The sequence below is a fragment of the Arthrobacter sp. Dra40 genome (genome assembly GCF_059091905.1).
Genome location: NZ_JBNHHB010000039.1, coordinates 1 through 17,577, shown reverse-complemented (window position 1 = coordinate 17,577; position 17,577 = coordinate 1). Strand labels below are relative to the sequence as shown.

The 17,577-nt window shown below is 67.9% G+C and carries 16 protein-coding genes and 2 tRNA genes; 9 read left to right on the top strand and 9 right to left on the bottom strand.

Annotated features, from left to right (window positions below):
• Positions 1-300: 300 nt before the first annotated feature.
• Positions 301-804 carry a septum formation family protein gene (locus AC5RWT_RS16770; protein ID WP_494081131.1) on the bottom strand — a complete coding sequence of 168 codons (504 nt, stop codon included), beginning with the start codon at positions 802-804 and terminating at the stop codon, positions 301-303.
• A gap of 162 nt (positions 805-966) precedes the next feature.
• Positions 967-1,054 (bottom strand) — tRNA-Ser (locus tag AC5RWT_RS16765).
• A 90-nt stretch (positions 1,055-1,144) separates the two neighbouring features.
• Between AC5RWT_RS16765 and AC5RWT_RS16760 the strand changes: the two genes are divergently transcribed.
• From AC5RWT_RS16760 to AC5RWT_RS16735, 6 genes are all read left to right on the top strand, one after another.
• Positions 1,145-2,122: an NAD(P)H-quinone oxidoreductase gene (locus AC5RWT_RS16760; protein WP_494081130.1), complete on the top strand. Its 978-nt coding sequence runs from the start codon at positions 1,145-1,147 to the stop codon at positions 2,120-2,122.
• Positions 2,123-2,209: 87 nt separating this feature from the next.
• Positions 2,210-4,519, top strand: a complete 2,310-nt coding sequence (locus tag AC5RWT_RS16755; protein WP_494081129.1) for a carbon starvation CstA family protein — start codon at positions 2,210-2,212, stop codon at positions 4,517-4,519.
• Positions 4,506-4,712: a YbdD/YjiX family protein gene (locus AC5RWT_RS16750; protein ID WP_494044940.1), complete on the top strand. Its 207-nt coding sequence runs from the start codon at positions 4,506-4,508 to the stop codon at positions 4,710-4,712. Before AC5RWT_RS16755 ends, AC5RWT_RS16750 begins: the two co-directional genes overlap by 14 nt.
• Before the next feature lie 192 nt (positions 4,713-4,904).
• Positions 4,905-5,534, top strand: coding sequence for a bacterial proteasome activator family protein (locus AC5RWT_RS16745; protein WP_494044939.1), 630 nt, complete (start codon positions 4,905-4,907; stop codon positions 5,532-5,534).
• A 4-nt stretch (positions 5,535-5,538) separates the two neighbouring features.
• Positions 5,539-6,012 carry a hypothetical protein gene (locus AC5RWT_RS16740; RefSeq protein ID WP_494081128.1) on the top strand — a complete coding sequence of 158 codons (474 nt, stop codon included), beginning with the start codon at positions 5,539-5,541 and terminating at the stop codon, positions 6,010-6,012.
• Between the two features lie 110 nt (positions 6,013-6,122).
• Positions 6,123-8,831 (top strand): PEP/pyruvate-binding domain-containing protein, encoded by a 2,709-nt coding sequence (locus AC5RWT_RS16735; protein WP_494081127.1) that lies wholly within the window; start codon positions 6,123-6,125, stop codon positions 8,829-8,831.
• Here the strand turns inward: AC5RWT_RS16735 and AC5RWT_RS16730 are convergent.
• The 6 genes from AC5RWT_RS16730 to tmk all read right to left on the bottom strand — a co-directional run bounded on the left by AC5RWT_RS16730 (position 8,828) and on the right by tmk (position 14,082).
• A complete protein-coding gene (locus AC5RWT_RS16730) occupies positions 8,828-9,652 on the bottom strand; it encodes an arginase family protein (protein ID WP_494081126.1) in 825 nt (274 codons plus the stop codon). The genes AC5RWT_RS16735 and AC5RWT_RS16730 overlap by 4 nt on opposite strands.
• A 113-nt stretch (positions 9,653-9,765) precedes the next feature.
• On the bottom strand, positions 9,766-10,380 hold the full coding sequence (locus AC5RWT_RS16725) for an FMN-binding negative transcriptional regulator (protein WP_494081125.1): 615 nt from the start codon (positions 10,378-10,380) through the stop codon (positions 9,766-9,768).
• Between the two features lie 145 nt (positions 10,381-10,525).
• Positions 10,526-10,601 (bottom strand) — tRNA-Thr (locus AC5RWT_RS16720).
• 91 nt (positions 10,602-10,692) lie between these two features.
• On the bottom strand, positions 10,693-12,249 hold the full coding sequence (locus AC5RWT_RS16715) for an alpha/beta hydrolase (RefSeq protein ID WP_494081124.1): 1,557 nt from the start codon (positions 12,247-12,249) through the stop codon (positions 10,693-10,695).
• Between the two features lie 46 nt (positions 12,250-12,295).
• On the bottom strand, positions 12,296-13,435 hold the full coding sequence (locus AC5RWT_RS16710) for a DNA polymerase III subunit delta' (protein WP_494081123.1): 1,140 nt from the start codon (positions 13,433-13,435) through the stop codon (positions 12,296-12,298).
• Positions 13,432-14,082 (bottom strand): dTMP kinase, encoded by a 651-nt coding sequence (gene tmk / locus AC5RWT_RS16705; protein WP_494081122.1) that lies wholly within the window; start codon positions 14,080-14,082, stop codon positions 13,432-13,434. Before tmk ends, AC5RWT_RS16710 begins: the two co-directional genes overlap by 4 nt.
• An 82-nt stretch (positions 14,083-14,164) precedes the next feature.
• On the opposite strand from tmk, the gene AC5RWT_RS16700 reads away from it, so the two are divergent.
• Both AC5RWT_RS16700 and AC5RWT_RS16695 read left to right on the top strand, forming a co-directional pair.
• Positions 14,165-15,331: a trans-sulfuration enzyme family protein gene (locus AC5RWT_RS16700; protein ID WP_494081121.1), complete on the top strand. Its 1,167-nt coding sequence runs from the start codon at positions 14,165-14,167 to the stop codon at positions 15,329-15,331.
• Between the two features lie 38 nt (positions 15,332-15,369).
• Positions 15,370-15,693 (top strand): DUF2516 family protein, encoded by a 324-nt coding sequence (locus tag AC5RWT_RS16695; protein WP_127513287.1) that lies wholly within the window; start codon positions 15,370-15,372, stop codon positions 15,691-15,693.
• 102 nt (positions 15,694-15,795) lie between these two features.
• Here the strand turns inward: AC5RWT_RS16695 and AC5RWT_RS16690 are convergent, their stop codons facing one another.
• Positions 15,796-16,521, bottom strand: a complete 726-nt coding sequence (locus tag AC5RWT_RS16690; protein ID WP_494081149.1) for a class I SAM-dependent methyltransferase — start codon at positions 16,519-16,521, stop codon at positions 15,796-15,798.
• A gap of 254 nt (positions 16,522-16,775) precedes the next feature.
• Between AC5RWT_RS16690 and AC5RWT_RS16685 the strand changes: the two genes are divergently transcribed.
• The gene (locus AC5RWT_RS16685; RefSeq protein ID WP_494081120.1) at positions 16,776-17,534 is read left to right on the top strand and encodes a phosphoglyceromutase; all 759 of its coding nucleotides are present in this window, start codon (positions 16,776-16,778) and stop codon (positions 17,532-17,534) included.
• The last annotated feature ends 43 nt before the right edge of the window (positions 17,535-17,577 follow it).

Genomic DNA, 17,577 nt, shown 5'->3' with positions numbered 1-17,577 from the left:
CAAGGTGGAAGTGATGATCCGCGCACTCAGGGAACGGCTGCGGCACGGCTGCACGGTGCAAGCACCGCTCCCCAGTTCAGCTGGCAGGGATGAACGGGAGGTTACCCGAGGGCCAGAACCAGAGGAACACTTCTGTGAGAGAACACCTTCAAACAGGGTGAAACGTTCGCCAAGCCTTGACAGGAAGGGCCGAACAGGTTGAGTAATTGGACTGCTGGGCAGCGGTGCTGCCGGCCCAAAGCGGCGGCCGGTAGTTGGCCTACCGGACCAGACGGCGGGCGGCAGCGGTCCCTGCCGGACTTAGCGGCGGCTGTCCTTGAGCGTGCCTGTGGTGGGCTCGTCCTTGGCGCCCACCAGGCAGAGCAGTTCACGGTCCTGCTCGCCGCTCCAGCTTTCCTCGGTGGGGTTCAAATGGATCAGCTCCAGCGCGGAGTCGTCGTAGGGGATGCCCGCGAAAGCCTTGAACTCGGCCACGCAGAACTCTTCGGCCTTGGCCGCCACTTCCTCGTCGCCGGGAAAATCTCCCTCCGGCAGGTTGCTGGCCGCGAACGCCTCCAGCTCGTGCGGCTGACCGCACGGCACAAACTCCACCTCGGTGAGTTGTTCGGCGTCCGGGTTGTTCAGGCAGTCGCCCACCTTGATGGCGTACGCGCCGGCGGAAGCGGCTTCGGTCACGGCACCGGATTCATCCCGTGGCGGTTCCTGCGCGTCGCCCAAGCCGCAGCCGCTCAGCGCTGCCAAAAGGACGACGACGGCGGCCGCCTTGAGTGGGCGGCGGCGGACAGGCGCGGACTGGCTAGGCACGGGGTCTCCTCGGCTTTGGGTGCAACGGCTCCTAGCCGAGGTTATACCGGCGGTGCGGGGGAGGCAGAATACACGCCGGTCTTGTCCGACTGGACGCCGTCATCATGGCGTGGAAAAGCAGCAGGTGTCCGGGCCTCACGGCCAAGACACCTGCTGCGAAAGCGGAAGGTATGGGATTTGAACCCATGAGACGGGGTTACCGCCTACTGGTTTTCAAGACCAGCTCCTTCGGCCGCTCGGACAACCTTCCTCACCTTGTAGTCTGACACGGAGGGGCGTACCCGGGCAAAGCGCGCCCCCTCAAGGTTTTTGCGTCCCCGACTAGGTGAGCGAGGCTGGCATGAAAGCGGTTTTTTACGAGGGAGCAGGCGGCCCCGAGGTCCTGAAGTTGCGGGAGACCGAAGCCCCGCGGCCGGCGGAGGGCGAGGTAGTGATCGATGTGGCTGCCGCCGGGGTCAACCGGGCCGATGTGCAGCAGCGCAACGGCGTTTACCCGCCGCCGCCGGGGGCGTCCGAGATCCCGGGCCTGGAAGTGTCCGGCCGGGTGTCCGCCGTGGGTGCCGGCGTCACCGCGCCACGGGTCGGCGACGAGGTGTGCGCCCTCCTGGCCGGCGGAGGCTACGCCGAACAGGTTGCGGTCCCCGCGGGACAAGTGCTGCCGGTGCCGCGAGGCGTGGACCTGGTGACGGCCGCGGCGCTGCCGGAAGTGGCGGCCACGGTCTTCTCCAACCTGTTCATGACCGCCGGCGTGCAGGCCGGCGAAACCGTGCTGATCCACGGCGGGTCCGGCGGCATCGGCACGATGGCGGTCCAGTTGGTCGATGCCTTCGGCGCGGTCCCGGCGGTGACGGCGGGCAGCCAGGAAAAGCTCGATGTCGCGCGTGAACTGGGTGCCGAGGTGCTGATCAACTACCGCGAGGAAGACTTCGTGGAGCGGATCAAAGAGGCTACCGGGGGACGCGGCGCGGACGTCATCCTGGACGTCGTGGGTGCCAAGTACCTGCAGCGGAACGTGGACGCCCTCGCCACCTCCGGCCGGCTGGTCGTGATCGGCCTGCAGGGCGGGGCCAAGGCGGAGCTGAACCTGGGCCAGTTGATGGCCAAACGCGGTGCGGTCATCGGCACCACCCTGCGGGCCCGCCCGGCGGAGGAAAAAGCCGCCATCATGCGTGCCGTTGCCGAGCATGTCTGGCCGCTGGTGGTCTCCGGGGACGTCGCGCCACAGGTGCACCGCACGTTTGCTTTGGCGGACGCTGCGGCGGCCCACGAGTACTTCGATTCGGGCGCCCACACGGGCAAGATCCTGCTCACTACCTGAAGAAACGGGCGGCTCCGTTCCCTGTAGACGGCGGCGCTGCTACGGTGCATCGTTAATAGCATCGGCGTTCCATGAAGGGGGAGCATTATGAGCGAGAAACCGACCGGAGCCCTGCCCGGGCAAGCCGGAAACGACCCGGATTCCGACCTGCTGGTCCAGGACCCGAACCTGCCGCCGGTAGCGCTGGATCCGGTCGCGGAAGCCGAGCAACACAAGTGGACGCCCACCAAGATCGTTATCTGGGTAGCCATCGCGCTGCTGGGTGGGGTGAGCTGGAGCGTGCTCGCCTTTTCTCGTGGTGAAACGATCAACGCGATCTGGTTCGTCTTCGCCGCCGTCTGCACGTACTTCATCGCCTACCGCTTCTATTCCAAGTACATCGAGAACAAGCTGACCCGTCCCAACGATCGGCGGGCAACGCCGGCGGAGTACAACGCGGACGGCAAGGATTACGTAGCGACGGACCGCCGCGTGCTCTACGGCCACCACTTCGCCGCCATCGCCGGCGCCGGTCCGCTGGTCGGGCCCATCCTGGCCGCGCAGATGGGCTACCTGCCCGGCACGCTGTGGATCATCGTCGGCGTCGTCCTGGCCGGCGCCGTGCAGGACTACCTGGTGCTCTTCTTCTCGATGCGCCGCGGCGGCCGGTCGCTCGGCCAGATGGCGCGTGAGGAACTCGGCCTCGTCGGCGGCACGGCCGCGCTGATTGCCACCCTGACCATCATGATCATCATCGTGGCGATCCTGGCCCTGGTGGTCGTGAACGCCCTGGGCGAGTCGCCCTGGGGCGTCTTCTCGGTCGCCATGACCATCCCGATCGCCATCTTCATGGGCATCTACCTGCGCTTCCTGCGGCCGGGCAAGGTCAGCGAAGTATCCATCATCGGCTTCGTGCTGCTTATTGCAGCCATCGTCGGCGGCGGGGCGATCGCCGATACCGGCTGGGGCGCAGCCATCTTCACGCTGGATCGGACCACCATCGCCTGGGGCATCATCATCTACGGCTTCATCGCGGCCGTGCTGCCGGTCTGGCTGCTGCTCGCTCCGCGCGATTACCTCTCCACCTTCATGAAGATCGGCACCATCTTGATGCTGGCACTGGCCATCGTGCTGGTCCGGCCGGAGATCAACGTCCCGGCCTTCAGCGAGTTCGCCGGCCGTAGCGACGGTCCCGTCGTCCCCGGTTCGCTGTTCCCGTTCCTGTTCGTCACCATCGCGTGCGGCGCGCTCTCGGGGTTCCACGCGCTGATTGCGTCCGGCACCACGCCAAAGATGCTGCAGAAGGAGAAGCAGAGCCGCTTCATTGGCTACGGCGGAATGCTGATGGAGTCTTTCGTGGCCATCATGGCCCTGGTCGCGGCCATCTCGATCGACCGCGGGATCTATTTTGCAATGAACGCCTCCGCGGCGGCGACGGGCGGCACAGTGGAAGGCGCGGTGGCGTTCGTCAACAGCCTGGGCCTGGCCAACGTGAACCTGACGCCGGACATGCTGACCGAACTGGCCCGCAATGTCGGCGAGGAGTCCATCGTTTCGCGGACCGGCGGTGCTCCCACCCTTGCCGTCGGGCTGTCGCACATCATGCAGGGTCTGATCGGCGGCGTGGCGATGATGGGCTTCTGGTACCACTTCGCCATCATGTTCGAGGCTTTGTTCATCCTCACCGCTGTCGACGCCGGAACCCGGGTGGCCCGCTTCATGCTGCAGGACACCATCGGCAACGTCCTGCCGAAGTTCAAGAACATGTCCTGGCGCCCCGGCGTCTGGATCTGCACCGCCATCATGGTGGCCGGCTGGGGGTACATCCTCATCCTGGGCGTCACCGATCCATTGGGCGGCATCAATACGTTCTTCCCGCTCTTCGGCATTGCCAACCAGCTGCTGGCGGCCATCGCGCTCGCGGTCTGCCTGGCCATTGCGGCCAAGCGCGGGGCGTTCAAGTACCTGTGGATCGTCGCGCTGCCGCTGGCGTTCGCCTCGGTGATCACCATCTGGGCCTCCATCCTGAAGATCTTCAGCCCGGACGTGAAGGTGGGCTACTGGGCCAACAACCTCGCCAACCGCGAGGCCCTGGCGGCGGGCCAGACCAGCCTGGGGAACGCCAAAACGGTGGAGGAGATGGAGGCGGTGGTCCGCAACACCGCGGTGCAGGGCACTCTGTCCATCGTCTTCGTGGTCCTGACCATCATCGTGATCGCCACCGCGCTGTGGGCAACCTACCGGTCCTGGCGGCTCGGCGGGGAGCCCTCGCACGAGGACCCGGCAGTGGTGTCTGCCACCTATGGACCGGCGGGGCTCATTGCCAGCCGGCCCGAGCGGGAGCTGGAGAAACAATGGAACGCATTGCCGGCCGCGACCGGGCGGGCAAGGACGGGGCATAGTGATGTCGAGCATTAACTGGCCACAGGCGCGGCGCGGCTGGCGGAGCTTCGCGTGGTACTTCAAAGGAGTGATGGGCGAGCACGCCTACCAGGACTATCTGGAGCACCACAGGCGGGCGCACCCGGGCACTGAACCGATGAGCGAACGCGAGTTCTGGCGGGACAAGACGGACCGGCAGGAGAACAACCCGCAGGGCCGCTGCTGCTGACTCGAGAATAACGACGGCGGTGCCCGCACCGGAGCGTAGGTCAGGAACGTTCCGGTGCGGGCATCGTTGCGCCCGGACGGCTTTCGTCCAAGAGGCAGTGCGCCGGTACCCGGCAGCAAGCTGCGGCACCTGCCGGGGGAACACGAGGCAATCCGATCTGCGCAGGATGGCTGTCTCTGGCAAGATAAAAACATGAGCGAAGAGCAGACGCCGCAGCCCGCAGAACCGGTCATCGTCGGCGCACTGTCCGGCCAGCGCCAGGAAGGCGGTGAGCCGCAGCCCGAAGAAGCCGGTGCCGAGGCTCCGCGGTCCGGCCGCGGCGGGTCCAAACTCGCCGATCTGGTTGACGAACCGGCCAAGGTCATGCGGATCGGCACCATGGTTCGCCAGTTGCTGGAAGAGGTGCGCAGCGCCCCGCTCGATGACGCGGCCCGCACCCGCTTGGCTGAAATCCACGAGCGGTCCGTCAAGGAACTCGAGGACGGGCTGGCACCGGAGCTGATCGAGGAACTGCACCGCATCAACCTGCCCTTCACCGACGATTCCACGCCCTCGGACGCCGAGCTGCGCATTGCCCAGGCACAGCTGGTCGGCTGGCTGGAAGGCTTGTTCCACGGAATCCAGACCGCCATCGCGGCCCAGCAGGCGCTGAATCAGCAGATGGCGGCGCGGATGCAGATGAAGCAGCTGCCGCCCGGCACCATGATTGCGCCGGGCGTCGTGATTGGCGACGACGGCGAACCGCGCCGCGCCCCCGGAGCCGAGGGGGAGAACGCCGGCCAGGGCCGCGAACGCCACGTCGGCCCCGGGCAGTACCTCTAGGACCGTGGCGCTCTTCGGGGCTGCCCGGCAGGCCCGCCGGGACGATAAGGACCTCGGCAAAGGCATCTGGCGCCGCGCGCACGACCGTTTCCGCCGCGCCTTGGAGCGCTACCATCAGGTCCTCGAGGGCGTGCAGGACGACGGACTCTACGGCGAACTGCTGCCGATCGCCAACCAGGTGGCCGGGCTGCTGCCGCGGGTGCGCAACTGCTGTGTGGCCGCGCAATCCCTGCATCCGACCGACGGCTTGGACATCCCGGGCGGACCCTTGGCCGAGGTCCACCGGAGCCTCTCCAAGGCCGGCAACTCGCTGGCGGCCACCGCACAGGCCGCAGCCATGGCCAGGCTCGGCGGCGCCCAAGGCTATGAAGTCGGGGCCGAGAACGTGCGCCGCCACGCCGCCGTCGTCCTGTCCGACCTCGCCGAGGCCGAGCGGCTGCTGGCCGGCCTGGAGCAGGGCGGCGCAGGGCAGCGTTAGCCGGCGTCAGACCATCGCCACCATGGCCTCTAGAGTCCGGGCGTGCCATCATGTTGGCAATCAGGTGCCAGTGTAGACGGCCCGGTGCCGGGCGGAATGGACGCACGCTCATGACCTACATCAACCATTTCGACGATGTGGGAGGAGGGGACCTTGCCGCGGTCGGTGGCAAGGGCGTTGGCTTGGGCGGCCTCCTTCGCGCCGGAGTGCCGGTCCCTGCTGGGTTTGTGTTGAACACCGAGGCCTACGCGGCCTTCGTGGATGCCAATCACCTCGCAACGGGCATCCAGGAGTTGGCCGGCCTTGGACCGCAGGCGGCGATGCAGGACTACGAGCAGGCCTCGGAGCGGATCCGTGCCCTGTTCACCGGCGGCACCATGCCGGACGAGGTCGCCGCCGAACTCGGCGCCGCCTACCAAGGGCTCGGTCACGGGGATGCGGCGGTGGCGGTGCGCTCCTCCGCCACCGCGGAGGACCTCGCCTCGGCCAGCTTCGCCGGCCAACAGAATAGCTACCTCAATGTGCATGGGGCGGAGGCCCTGGCCGCGGCCGTGACCGGCTGCTGGGCTTCGCTGTGGACGGCACGCGCCATGGCCTACCGCGCGCGTGAAGGCGTCGGGCCCGCGTCGGTGCGCCTGGCGGTGGTGGTCCAGCGGATGATCGGGGCCGACGCGGCCGGGGTCATGTTTACCGCTAACCCGGCCAACGGGCGCCGCGACCAGATAGTGATCAGTGCCGCCTGGGGCCTGGGCGAATCCGTGGTTAGCGGAACGGTCACCCCCGACAACATCGTCGTTGACGCGGGGACGGACCGCGTGCTCTCGCGGCGGACCGCGGACAAGGACGTCATGACCGTCTACGCGGGGCATGGCACTCGGGAGCAGCCCGTGCCGCAGGAGCGCCGCCGCCAGCAGGTACTGGATGATCCGGTGGCGGCGGAACTCGCACGCTACGGAGCACAGATCGCGAAACACTTCGGCGTGCCGCAGGACATCGAGTGGGCCCGAACCGGCGACGGGTTCTTCTTCCTGCAGTCGCGGCCCATAACGGCGCTGCCTGAACCGGCGGCCGACCCCCCGGACAGCTGGCCCGTGCCCTACCGGAACGGGCTCTACTTCCGCGCGAGCATCGTGGAACAGTTGCCGGACCCGCTCTCGCCGCTGTTCGCCGACCTGATCGACGGCTCCGTGTCACGCTCGCTCCGAGTCCTGATGGACGAAGCCGTGGGCCGGAACGTCATTCACGAGGGCGATGTGGGGCTGCCCACCGTCAACGGCTACGCCTACTACTACTACCGCAATCGGGCGATGGTGCGGATGTTGGGCGGGACACCGGCGGCGATGGCGGCATTGCTTGGCGGCAAAGCACACATGGGTGTGGCCGGGTGGCGGGACTTCTCCCACCCCCGCTATGAGCGGATCGTTGCGGACTGGTCGGCGAAGCCGGAAGGGGAATTGTCGGGAGAGGAACTGCTGGAGGGCGTGCAGTCCTTAGTGGATGCCTGCGCCGTGTACTACACGGCGGTGCAGTCCATCATTCCCATCGCCGCGACCAGCGAAATCTCCTTCCGGGCGTATTACAACAAGGCCGTCCGCCGCACGGAAGATCCTCCCGCCGTGACGTTCCTGCTGGGCTATGACAGCGAACCCATCCGGGCGGAAAAGTCCCTCTACGACCTCGCTGCCTGGGCCCGCGGGGTGCCGGGCCTGGCTCCGGCGCTCCTCGCTACACCGTCTACGGCACTGGCCGACTCGCAGCGCACGGGGTCCCCTCCTACCGGGGTGGATCCTGCACTGTGGCGGCAGTGGCAGCCACGGCTCCAGGCCCACCTCGACCGGTTCGGCCACACGGTCTACAACCTCGACTTCATCCATCCGGTGCCGGCCGATGATCCTACGCCGCTCCTGGAAACGGTGAAGTTCTACTTGCACGGACAGGGCCAAGACCCGCACGAACGGCAGAGGATGTCGGCCGCCCGCAGGGAGGACCACACCAACCGCATCGCCACCCGGCTCGGAGGGTCCCGCCGGGCCGCCGCGTTCTTCCGGTTGCTACGGTGGGCGCAGAATGCCGCACCCATCCGCGAGGACGCCCTGGCCGACGTCGGCCTGGCCTGGCCGTTGATCCGCCGGATGTTGCTGGAGCTCGGACAACGGCTGGCCGACGCGGCAGTGATTGCAGAGCCCGCCGACGTGTTCTGGCTGCGTCATCGGGAACTGGCCAGCGCCGTCGACTTCGGCCTGGCCGCACCGCGGACCCGGGAAGCCCCGGGTAACTGTGGAACCCAGAACGTTCCGGAGCAGCCGGGTCCGCGGGCGGTGGCCATCACCGGGGCGGACCGTCCCGTCCGGGCGGCCGCCGTCGAGGAGCGCAAGATGCTGTGGCGGGGCCAGGTTAAGGCCGCCGCTCCGCAAATGCTGCCGGAGAGCAGGCTGATGGAACGAGCCTTCGGCTCAATGATGCCCGCGCGGTCCCGGCAGGCTGACGGCACCATCAAAGGGATCGGGGCCAGCCCCGGCCGGGTCAGCGCTCCCGCCCGGGTCTTGGACGGGCCGGAGGACTTTGGCCGGATGGCGCCGGGAGACGTCCTGGTCGCCCGCATCACCACCCCCGCCTGGACCCCGCTGTTCGCGATGGCCTCGGCCGTGGTCACCGACGTCGGCGGCCCCTTGAGCCACAGCTCCATCGTGGCCCGGGAATACGGCATCCCCGCCGTGCTCGGCACGGGAGTGGCCACGCAACGCATCACCAACGGCCAGCGGATCCACGTCGACGGCGACGCCGGCACCGTCACGACCGAGCAGGCGCCGGCTACCTAGCGTTGTAGTCCCAGCGGCTGCTGCAGGTGTTGGAAGGTCTCCACGATCAGCTCGACGCTCAACGCTTCGGGAACGTCCGGGTCGCCGGCTTCGAACTCGGCCAGCTCCACCCCGCGGATGCTCTCGGTGGGCAGCGCCGAGAAGATCGCGGCGACCTGACGGGGCAGCAGCCCGGAAGGGATCTTGTAAGCGGCCGGGATGTATCCGGGCTCCAGCACGTCCCAGTCCACATGGATCCAGACGGGGCGGCCGGCAACGAGCTCCAGCACGGCCTCGGGGGTGGCCTCTTCCGGCGACAGGATGGTGACCCCGGCGTGCTGAAGCAGGTCCATCTCGGCGGAGTCGATGTCCCGCGCGCCGACCAGGATCACCTTCCGCGGGTCTACGGTGCCGCCCTGGCCGCTGTCCCACAGTCCGCAGGCGCCCGCCAGCGCCATCCCGCCCAGATAGCCGGATTCGGTAGTGTCCGGGGTGTTGAAGTCTCCATGGGCATCGATCCACAGGAACACTGCATCGGGGTACCTTTCCGCTGCCACCGGCAGGGTGGCCAGGCTGGCCGCGCAGGTGTTGGTGACCAATAGCGGGACATCGCCGGCGTCCAGGGACGAGCCGACGGCGTCGGCGAGCCCGCGCAGAGTGTCCGCTGCCTGGTCGAGGGCCGGCCGCCAGTCATCCTGGATCGCCGGCGACGGCTGACCCACAACGGTCGCCTCGACCGACAGGTGTTCGGCCAAGGCATGTCCTGCCTTCCGCGCGCCGATGAGGGCGCCGTCGGTGCGGTCGGCGACCCTGCCCTGGTTGATGATCAGGCGGTAGTCCAAGGTTGTCCTTCTTTCCAAACACATGGCATCGGGGCCGGGCATGCAGCGGCGGCCTGTCCCATTCTTCCCGAAGCTGCGGCGGCCACCGAAACGCACAGACCGCTGGCCGGACATCACATGTCGGCGGCCGGGGCGTGCGTTCGTCGCATCTCGTGGGCGAGGGCAGGATTGTCCGGCTCCAGATGGGTGATCACGTTCTGCACGATGTTGGGATGCTTGTTTTGGCTGAGTTTCGCTCTCGCGTCGAACCGCTCCACGAGAATTCGCAGCCCGACGGTTCCCTTGGCTATGCGGCGGGTTCCCGCTTCGTCTTCGCTGAGGTGCCGGCTGCCCGGACGGTGCTGCTCGAAGTGCTCGGTGAGACGGGTAAGCATTTCGTAGTTCTCATCGTCGGTCAGGAGCTCAGGTGTTCCGTAAAGGTGCGCGGTCACGTGGTTCCAGGTGGGTACCAGGTCGCCCGGTGAGTACCAGCTGGGCGAAACGTAGTCATGCGGACCTTGGATGATGACGAGTATTTCGTGGCTGCCAAGCTCGTGCAGGGTGTCGTCCGGGCGGCCGAAGTGGCTGACGATGCTGATCTCGTCACGGTCTTCCTCAAGCAACACGGGGTAGTGGGAGGCAACCAGGCCGTTGCTTGTGGCGGAAACGAAGGTGGCCCAGGGGTTGTTCCGGATCAGCCGCTTGACTTCGTTCGGGTCGGTCATCAGGTAGGCGGGCGTGTGCCGCATCAGGGAGTTCCTTTCGTGGATGAACCGAGGCAGGCCAAGAGGCACATGGGCCTACCGGGCCAGCATGCCACCTTCCTCCGGTGGAGGGCCACGCCTGAGGGCATAGAAAAACCCCGGCACATCACTGATGTGCCGGGGTTTTCGCTGGAGCCCCCTGCCAGAATCGAACTGGCGACCTTTTCATTACGAGTGAAACGCTCTACCGACTGAGCTAAGGAGGCGGGACGCTGCACCGTTGCCGGGCTGAATCCACGAAGAACAACTATATGGGAGCCGTGCCGGGCCGGTCAAAACGGGCCGGCCCACCGTGGCCTAGGAGCAGACGGTGCCGTCGGCCGGCATGGTCCCGTCCGCGAAGTAGCTGTCCACGGCCTCGCGGATGCAGGTGTTCCCGCGCCCGTACGCCGTGTGCCCCTCGCCCTCGTAGGTCAGCAGCGTGCCTGACTCCAGTTCCTTGGCCATCGATTCGGACCACTCATAAGGCGTGGCGGGATCCCCGGTGGTGCCGACCACCAGGATGGGGGCGGCGCCCTCGGCGTGGATCGGGGCGCGTTCACCCGTTGGCTCGTACGGCCAGTCCCTGCAGTTCGCCCCGCTGAACGCCAGGTAGCGGCCGATGGTCGGGGAGGCCTGCTCCAGTTCCTTGGCGTCCTGGCGCATTCCTGCCAGATCGCTCACCATCGGGTAGTCCAGGCAGTTGATCGCCGTGAACGCGTCCGTGGTGTTGTTGGTGTAGTGACCGTCCTGGTCGCGGCCGGCGCCGGCGTCGGCCAGCAACAGCATGCTGCTGGGATCGCCCCGGAACGCGGTGGTCAGGGCCTGGGTCAGGACCGGCCAACTGGCGTCGTCGTACAGCGGGACCAGCAGTCCGGATACGAAGGTGCCCACGGGCACCAGGCGGCCGTCCGGCGCGGTGAGCGGGCTCTCTTCGACGGAGCGGATCAGATCCCGCAATTGGTCGACGGCGTTGTCCACACTGCCGCTCATCGGGCAACCGGCATTGTCCAGGCAGTACGCCGTGTAGGCGTGGATGGCATCCTCGAAAGCGGCCGCCTGGCCCAGCGTGACCTGCTCGCTGCTCAGCGCGGGATCCAGCGCGCCGTCGAGCACCATCCGTCCCGTCCGTTCCGGGAAGAGCCCGGCATAGGTGGCGCCCAAGAACGTGCCGTAGGAGAAGCCCAGGTAATTCAGCTTTTCATCGCCGACCACGGCGCGGAGGATGTCCATGTCCTTGGCGGCGCTGACCGTGTCCACATGGCCCAGCACCGGACCGGTCTTCTCGGCGCACTTGGCCGCAAGTTTGGCGGCGTCCTCGATGGCCCGTTCAATATCCGCATCCGAGTCGCGGTTGTAGTCCGTCTCCCGGGCTTCATCGCGTTCGGCATCGGTCTGGCAGGTCACCGGAGCGGACCGCTGAACCCCGCGCGGGTCGAAGCCCACCAGATCGTAGTCGCTGCGGAGCTGCTCGGAGAACATCGTCTGCAGGCCGTCGCGCAGCAGGTCGTAGCCGGAGGCTCCGGGACCCCCCGGATTCACCAGGATGGACCCTTGGGCCGAATCTCCTGCGTCGCTGCGGATCGCGGCGATCTGGATTTTCTTGCCGCCGGCCTCCGCGTAGTCCAGCGGCACGTCAATGTCGGCGCACTCCAAGCCGTTCTCGCAGGACTTCCAGTCAACGGCCTGTGTATAGAACGGCATCAGCTCTTCGGCCACACCGCTGGTCACCTGGGCCGGGTCCGCGGGCTCGCGCGCCTGTTCCGGCGTGATCACCGAACAGCCGGTGCCCAGCAGAAGGACGACGGCGGCCAGCACCGCCGCAGCGGAATGGCGCAGCTTTGAGGCGGGGTGCCTGTGACTGGTGCTGGGCATGCGGGCGGCTCCTGAGTAGTTGCTGCGGGCGAGATCCGGGTGGGACTCAGAGCAGGCTGACGGCCATGGCTTCCATGGCCAGGACGGGGGCAACGTTGGTGCCCAGGCGTTGCCGGGCCTGGGCGATGGCGTCCATTCTGCCCAACGTCTGTTCGGGGGTGGATCGTTCCGCGTAGGCGGTGAGGTCCTGGCGCAGGTATTCGTTGATCAGTTCGGTGCCCGTGCCCAGTTGCAGGGTCAGCACGTCGCGGAAGAACGTGCTCAGGTCGATCAACACCCGGTCCAGCGAGTCGCTGAGGCTGCGCTTGGCGCGGCGTTTCTGGTCCTCTTCCAGCCGCTTGAGCTGGCTGCGGATGGCCGGCGGCATGGCGCCTTTTTCCGGCGCACCCAGCGCGATCAGCAACGCTTCGCGCTCTGATTCGTTGCGCTGTTCGGAGGCGGCCGCGGCGTCGGCATTGGAAATGTCCACCAGCTCGCCGGCGGCCGTGACAGCATCGGCCACGCCGCGCAGCCGCAGCGGCAGCCGGACAATCGTGTCGCGTCGATGGCGTGCGTCGGCGTCGGCGGCCAGCCGGCGGGCCACACCGATGTGGCTTTGGGAGACCCGGGCGGCGAAGCCGGCCAATTCGGGATCGGCGCCGTCCCGGCGGACCAGCAGGGCAGCGACGTCGTCGGCTGGCGGAATGCGCAGGCTGACCGGGCGGCAGCGCGAGCGGATGGTGACCAGGACGTCCGCTGGGCTGGGAGTGCACAGCATCCAGATGGTCCGCGGCGGCGGTTCCTCGATGGCCTTGAGCAGCACGTTGGTGGTGCGTTCGGTCATCCGGTCCGCGTCCTCGATGATGATCACGCGCCAGCGGCCCGAGGACGGCTTGTCCTGCGCCTTGCCGACTAGCTCGCGCATCTCTTGGATGGAGAAGGTCACGTTCTCGGTGGCCACCAGGGTGGCATCGGCGTTGGAGCCGGCCAGCACAGTGCGGCAGGCGTGGCAGGTTCCGCAGCCGCGCTCGGCCGGATCCCGCTTTTCGCACAGCAGCGCGGCGGCGAAGGCCTTGGCGGCGTTGCTGCGGCCGGAGCCGGGCGGGCCGGTAAACAGCCAGGCATGTGCGGGCCGTTCGGCGGCTGCGGCGCGGCTGAGCTGTTCGACCACCGCGCTCTGGCCGGGCAGATCGGACCAGACGCTCACGAGATCAGCTCCTGGACCCGGTCCATGATGGCTGCGGTGAGTTCTTCCCGTGCGGCGCTCGCGTCCAGGACCAGGTATTTCTCCGGGGCAGCGGCGGCCAACTCCAGGAACGCCGCGCGGATCCGCGAGTGGAAGTCGTCCGGCTCGGATTCCAGCCGGTCCTCGGCGGCGTCGCCGGCGGTGCGGCGGTCGCGGCCCTGCTGCGGGGCGACGTCCAACAGCACCGTCAAATCCGGCAGCAGCCGTTCCGTGGCCCACAGGTTAATCTCCCGGACTTCCGTCAGGCCGAGTCCGCGGCCGGCACCTTGGTACGCCACCGAGGAGTCGATGAACCGGTCGCACAACACCACGTCGCCGCGTGCGAGCGCCGGCCGGATGACCTGTTCGACGTGGGCGGCGCGGGAGGCGGAAAAGATCAACGCCTCGGTGCGGGCATCGATTTCGCCGTGGCCATGTTCGAGCACCAATGCGCGCAGCTTTTCGCCCACGGGCGTGCCGCCCGGCTCCCGGGTCCGGAGCACCGTGCGGCCCATTGCCCGCAGGCGGTGTTCGACGGCGGTGGCCTGGGTTGATTTTCCGGCCCCGTCCCCGCCTTCGAATGCGATGAAGAGGCCGCTGGCGTTGGCGGGCTGGCGGTCGGAACTCACCTGATTAGCCTAGCCGGAATCGTTGGTGCACGCGGGACGGTCACAGTTAACGTGTGGATGGCGGCCGTACTAATCTGCTGTCATGACCGACGCCTCTTCCCGCGACCTCCAGCATGCCGAACATCTTGCGCCGGACACCGTGGTGGTGTCTGCCGGACGGCCGCCCCGCGACCATGACGCCCCGGTCAATCCGCCGGTGGTGCTCTCCTCCACGTTCTTCGGCCGTGGCGAAGTGGTGCAGGGGGACCGCGCGTATGGGCGGTACTCCAACCCCACCTGGGACCCGTTCGAAGAGACCTTGGCCGAGCTGGAAGGCGCCGCGCTGCCGGGCCTGGTTTTCGCGTCCGGCCTCGCCGCCGTCTCAGCCGCGCTGTCGCTGATTCCGTCCGGCGGCGTCTTGGTGATGCCGAGGCACAGTTACCAGGGCAGCCTGGCCATGGCCGAGCAACTGGCCGAGCGGGGCGAACTGCAGCTGCGCACGGTAGACATCGCGGACACCGCTGCCGTGACGGCGCAGCTGGGCGGCGCCGACATGCTGTGGCTGGAAAGCCCAACCAACCCGATGCTCGAGATCGCCGAGGTAGAGGCGCTGGCCAGCGCCGCGCACCAGGCCGGCGCACTCGTGGTCGCGGACAATACCTTTTCCACCCCGTTGGGGCAGCGTCCGCTGGCTGCAGGGGTCGACGTCGTGGTGCATTCGGTGACCAAATATCTGGCCGGCCATTCGGACGTGGTGCTGGGCGCCGTCGTGACCTCCAACGAAGAGCTGCGGTCCAAGCTGCTGGTGCACCGGTCGCTGCACGGGGCCATCGCCGGACCGTTCGAAACCTGGCTGGCGCTGCGCGGCGTGCGGACCATGGCGCTGCGGATCGAGCGCTCGCAGGCCACCGCCGGCGAACTGGCCCGCAGATTGCAGCAGCACCCGGCGGTCGAGGCCGTGCGGTATCCGGGTCTGCCCGAAGATCCGGGGCATGCCCGCGCCGCCGCCCAGATGGACGGCTTCGGCTCCATCATCGCCATCCAGGTCAAGGGCGGTGCCGCCGCCGCGGACAAGGTCATCGACGCGCTGCAACTGTGGCTGCCGGCTACCTCGCTGGGCGGGGTCGAATCGCTGATCGAGCGGCGCCGACGCCATGTCAACGAGCCGGACAGCGTGCCCGAGAACCTGCTGCGGCTGTCGGTGGGAATCGAGAACCCGGCGGACCTGTGGGCGGATCTGGAACAGGCCCTCGCCGCGGCCGACGTGTGAGGCTGCCGAAACATACCCCCACCAGTTAGGCTTAAGGCGTGCAACTTGCCTACGACATCCAGTACTGGCTCTACATGGCCTTGGGGCTGATCGCCCTGGTTATTGAACTGTGGGCGCTGGCGGATTGCGTGGGCCGCAAGGCCGACTACTTCCAGGCCGCGTTCAAGAAGACCAAGGGCTTCTGGGTTGGCGTGCTGGTCGCCGCCACCGCAGTGGGCGCGTTGGCCGCTCTGGGGGCAGGCGGCCTGGGTACGTGGATGATCTTCCAGTTGGCCGCCGTGGCCGCGGCGGGCGTCTACCTGGCGGACGTCAAGCCGGCCTTGATCGAGGTCAAGGGCGGCGGATCGGCCTACCCCTGGTGAGTGCCGCGACCGCCTGATGGGCAACGCGGCAGCCTGACAGCCGAGCAGGCTTCCCGCGCACGACAAGGGGCGCGACGGCCTCACGCCGAGAGAACGACAAGCTCACGCCGAGGGGGCGACGGCCTTCCACGCGACCGTGACCTCGCCCAGACGCCAACGCGAGGGGCCATCCAAAACCGGCCATCCGGCGTCGTGCAATGACTTGCACATGGCCAGCCAGCGCTGCCGGTGGCCGAACGCGGCCAGCGGCGCCGCGTCCGCCCACGCCCGGTCCAGCGCCTGAAGGTAGCGGTGTATGGGTTCGCCCGGGATGTTGTGGTGGATGAGCGCCTTGGGCAGCCGCTCGGCCACCTCCGACGGCCGGGCGAACGCGCCGAAACGCAGCGAGATGCTCAGCGAGAGCGGGCCTTCCGGGGCCACCGCGATCCACGTGGCCCGGCGCCCGATCTCGTCGCAGGTGCCGTCGATGAACAGCCCGCTCGGTGCCAGCCGGCCGCGTACCGTGTCCCAGGCTGCGCCGAATTCGGATTCCGGGTACTGCCGCAACACGTTGAACGCGCGGACCACCGCGGGCCGGCGGCCGGATACCGGGATTTCGAACCCGCCCTGGCGGAAGCTCAGGCCCGGACGTTCCAGGGGCTTGGCGACGGCGACGCGGGCCGGCTCGATCTCGATGCCGATCACCTCTACGTCGGCGCGCACCCGGCAGAGGCGCTGGTGAAGTTCGACGGCGGTGGTTGGCGCGGCTCCATAGCCCAGGTCGATGACCAGCGGATCCACGGCCCGGCGCAGGCGGCTGGCCTCGGGGCCCGCCAGCCAGCGGTCCATCCGCCGCAGCCGGTTGGGATTGGTGGTGCCCCGGGTGACGGTTCCGATGGGTCGGCGGACCGGCCGGGTGGCGGTCGCGGACGTCTGGGGCACGAGAAAAAAGAATAAGGGCACGGCGGCCCGCCAGATCGCCATGCGGGGCCGATTGTGCCGAAGCTCACGCGGGAATTTCCTCCACGCACCGGCACGTCCGTCAGCGTAACGTCCGGCCGGAGCCGCCGGCGCCGGGGCGGTACTCCGCTAGGATTGCAGCCATGACTTCCACTTCGAAACACACGCTGGTCCTGTTGCGCCACGGGCAGAGCGACTGGAACGAAAAGAACCTCTTCACCGGCTGGGTCGACGTCCCGCTGACCGACCTGGGGCGCAAGGAAGCGCACCGCGGCGGCGAGCTGCTGGTCGAGAACGACCTGCTGCCGGACGTCCTGTACACCTCCCGGCTGAAGCGTGCCATTGTCACCGCCAACATTGCGCTGGAGTCCGCCGACCGCAGCTGGATTGACGTCAAGCGCAGCTGGCGATTGAACGAACGCCACTACGGTGCCCTGCAGGGCAAGGACAAGGCGCAGATCCGCAACGAATTCGGCGAGGATCAGTTCATGATGTGGCGCCGCTCCTATGACACCCCGCCGCCCGCCTTGGACGACGCCAGCGAGTGGTCGCAGGTCAACGACCCGCGCTACGCGGACCTGGGGAACAAGGTGCCGCGGACCGAGTGCCTCAAGGATGTGCTGGATCGATTCCTGCCGTACTGGGAGTCGGACATCTCGGTGGACCTCGCGGCGGGCAAGACCGTGCTGGTGGCCGCCCACGGCAACTCGTTGCGCGCGCTGGTCAAGCATCTGGACGGCATCAGCGACGACGACATCGCCGGGCTGAACATCCCCACCGGCATCCCGCTGGTGTACGAACTGGACGAGAACCTGAAGCCGGTCAATCCAGGCGGCACCTACCTGGACGCCGACGCCGCCGCGGAAGCCATCCAGGCCGTGGCCAATCAGGGCAAAAAGTAACAGCTGACTTAAAAACCGGAAGGCCGGCTCCCCGCGGGGAGCC

Coding starts and splice junctions, on each gene's coding strand:
- AC5RWT_RS16715 (WP_494081124.1), bottom strand. CDS start 12,249: ATGCCCAGCACCAGTCACAGGCACCCCGCCTCAAAGCTGCGCCATTCC.
- AC5RWT_RS16685 (WP_494081120.1), top strand. CDS start 16,776: ATGACTTCCACTTCGAAACACACGCTGGTCCTGTTGCGCCACGGGCAG.
- AC5RWT_RS16735 (WP_494081127.1), top strand. CDS start 6,123: ATGACCTACATCAACCATTTCGACGATGTGGGAGGAGGGGACCTTGCC.
- AC5RWT_RS16700 (WP_494081121.1), top strand. CDS start 14,165: ATGACCGACGCCTCTTCCCGCGACCTCCAGCATGCCGAACATCTTGCG.
- AC5RWT_RS16750 (WP_494044940.1), top strand. CDS start 4,506: ATGTCGAGCATTAACTGGCCACAGGCGCGGCGCGGCTGGCGGAGCTTC.
- AC5RWT_RS16760 (WP_494081130.1), top strand. CDS start 1,145: ATGAAAGCGGTTTTTTACGAGGGAGCAGGCGGCCCCGAGGTCCTGAAG.
- AC5RWT_RS16690 (WP_494081149.1), bottom strand. CDS start 16,521: ATGGACCGCTGGCTGGCGGGCCCCGAGGCCAGCCGCCTGCGCCGGGCC.
- AC5RWT_RS16745 (WP_494044939.1), top strand. CDS start 4,905: ATGAGCGAAGAGCAGACGCCGCAGCCCGCAGAACCGGTCATCGTCGGC.
- AC5RWT_RS16725 (WP_494081125.1), bottom strand. CDS start 10,380: ATGCGGCACACGCCCGCCTACCTGATGACCGACCCGAACGAAGTCAAG.
- AC5RWT_RS16755 (WP_494081129.1), top strand. CDS start 2,210: ATGAGCGAGAAACCGACCGGAGCCCTGCCCGGGCAAGCCGGAAACGAC.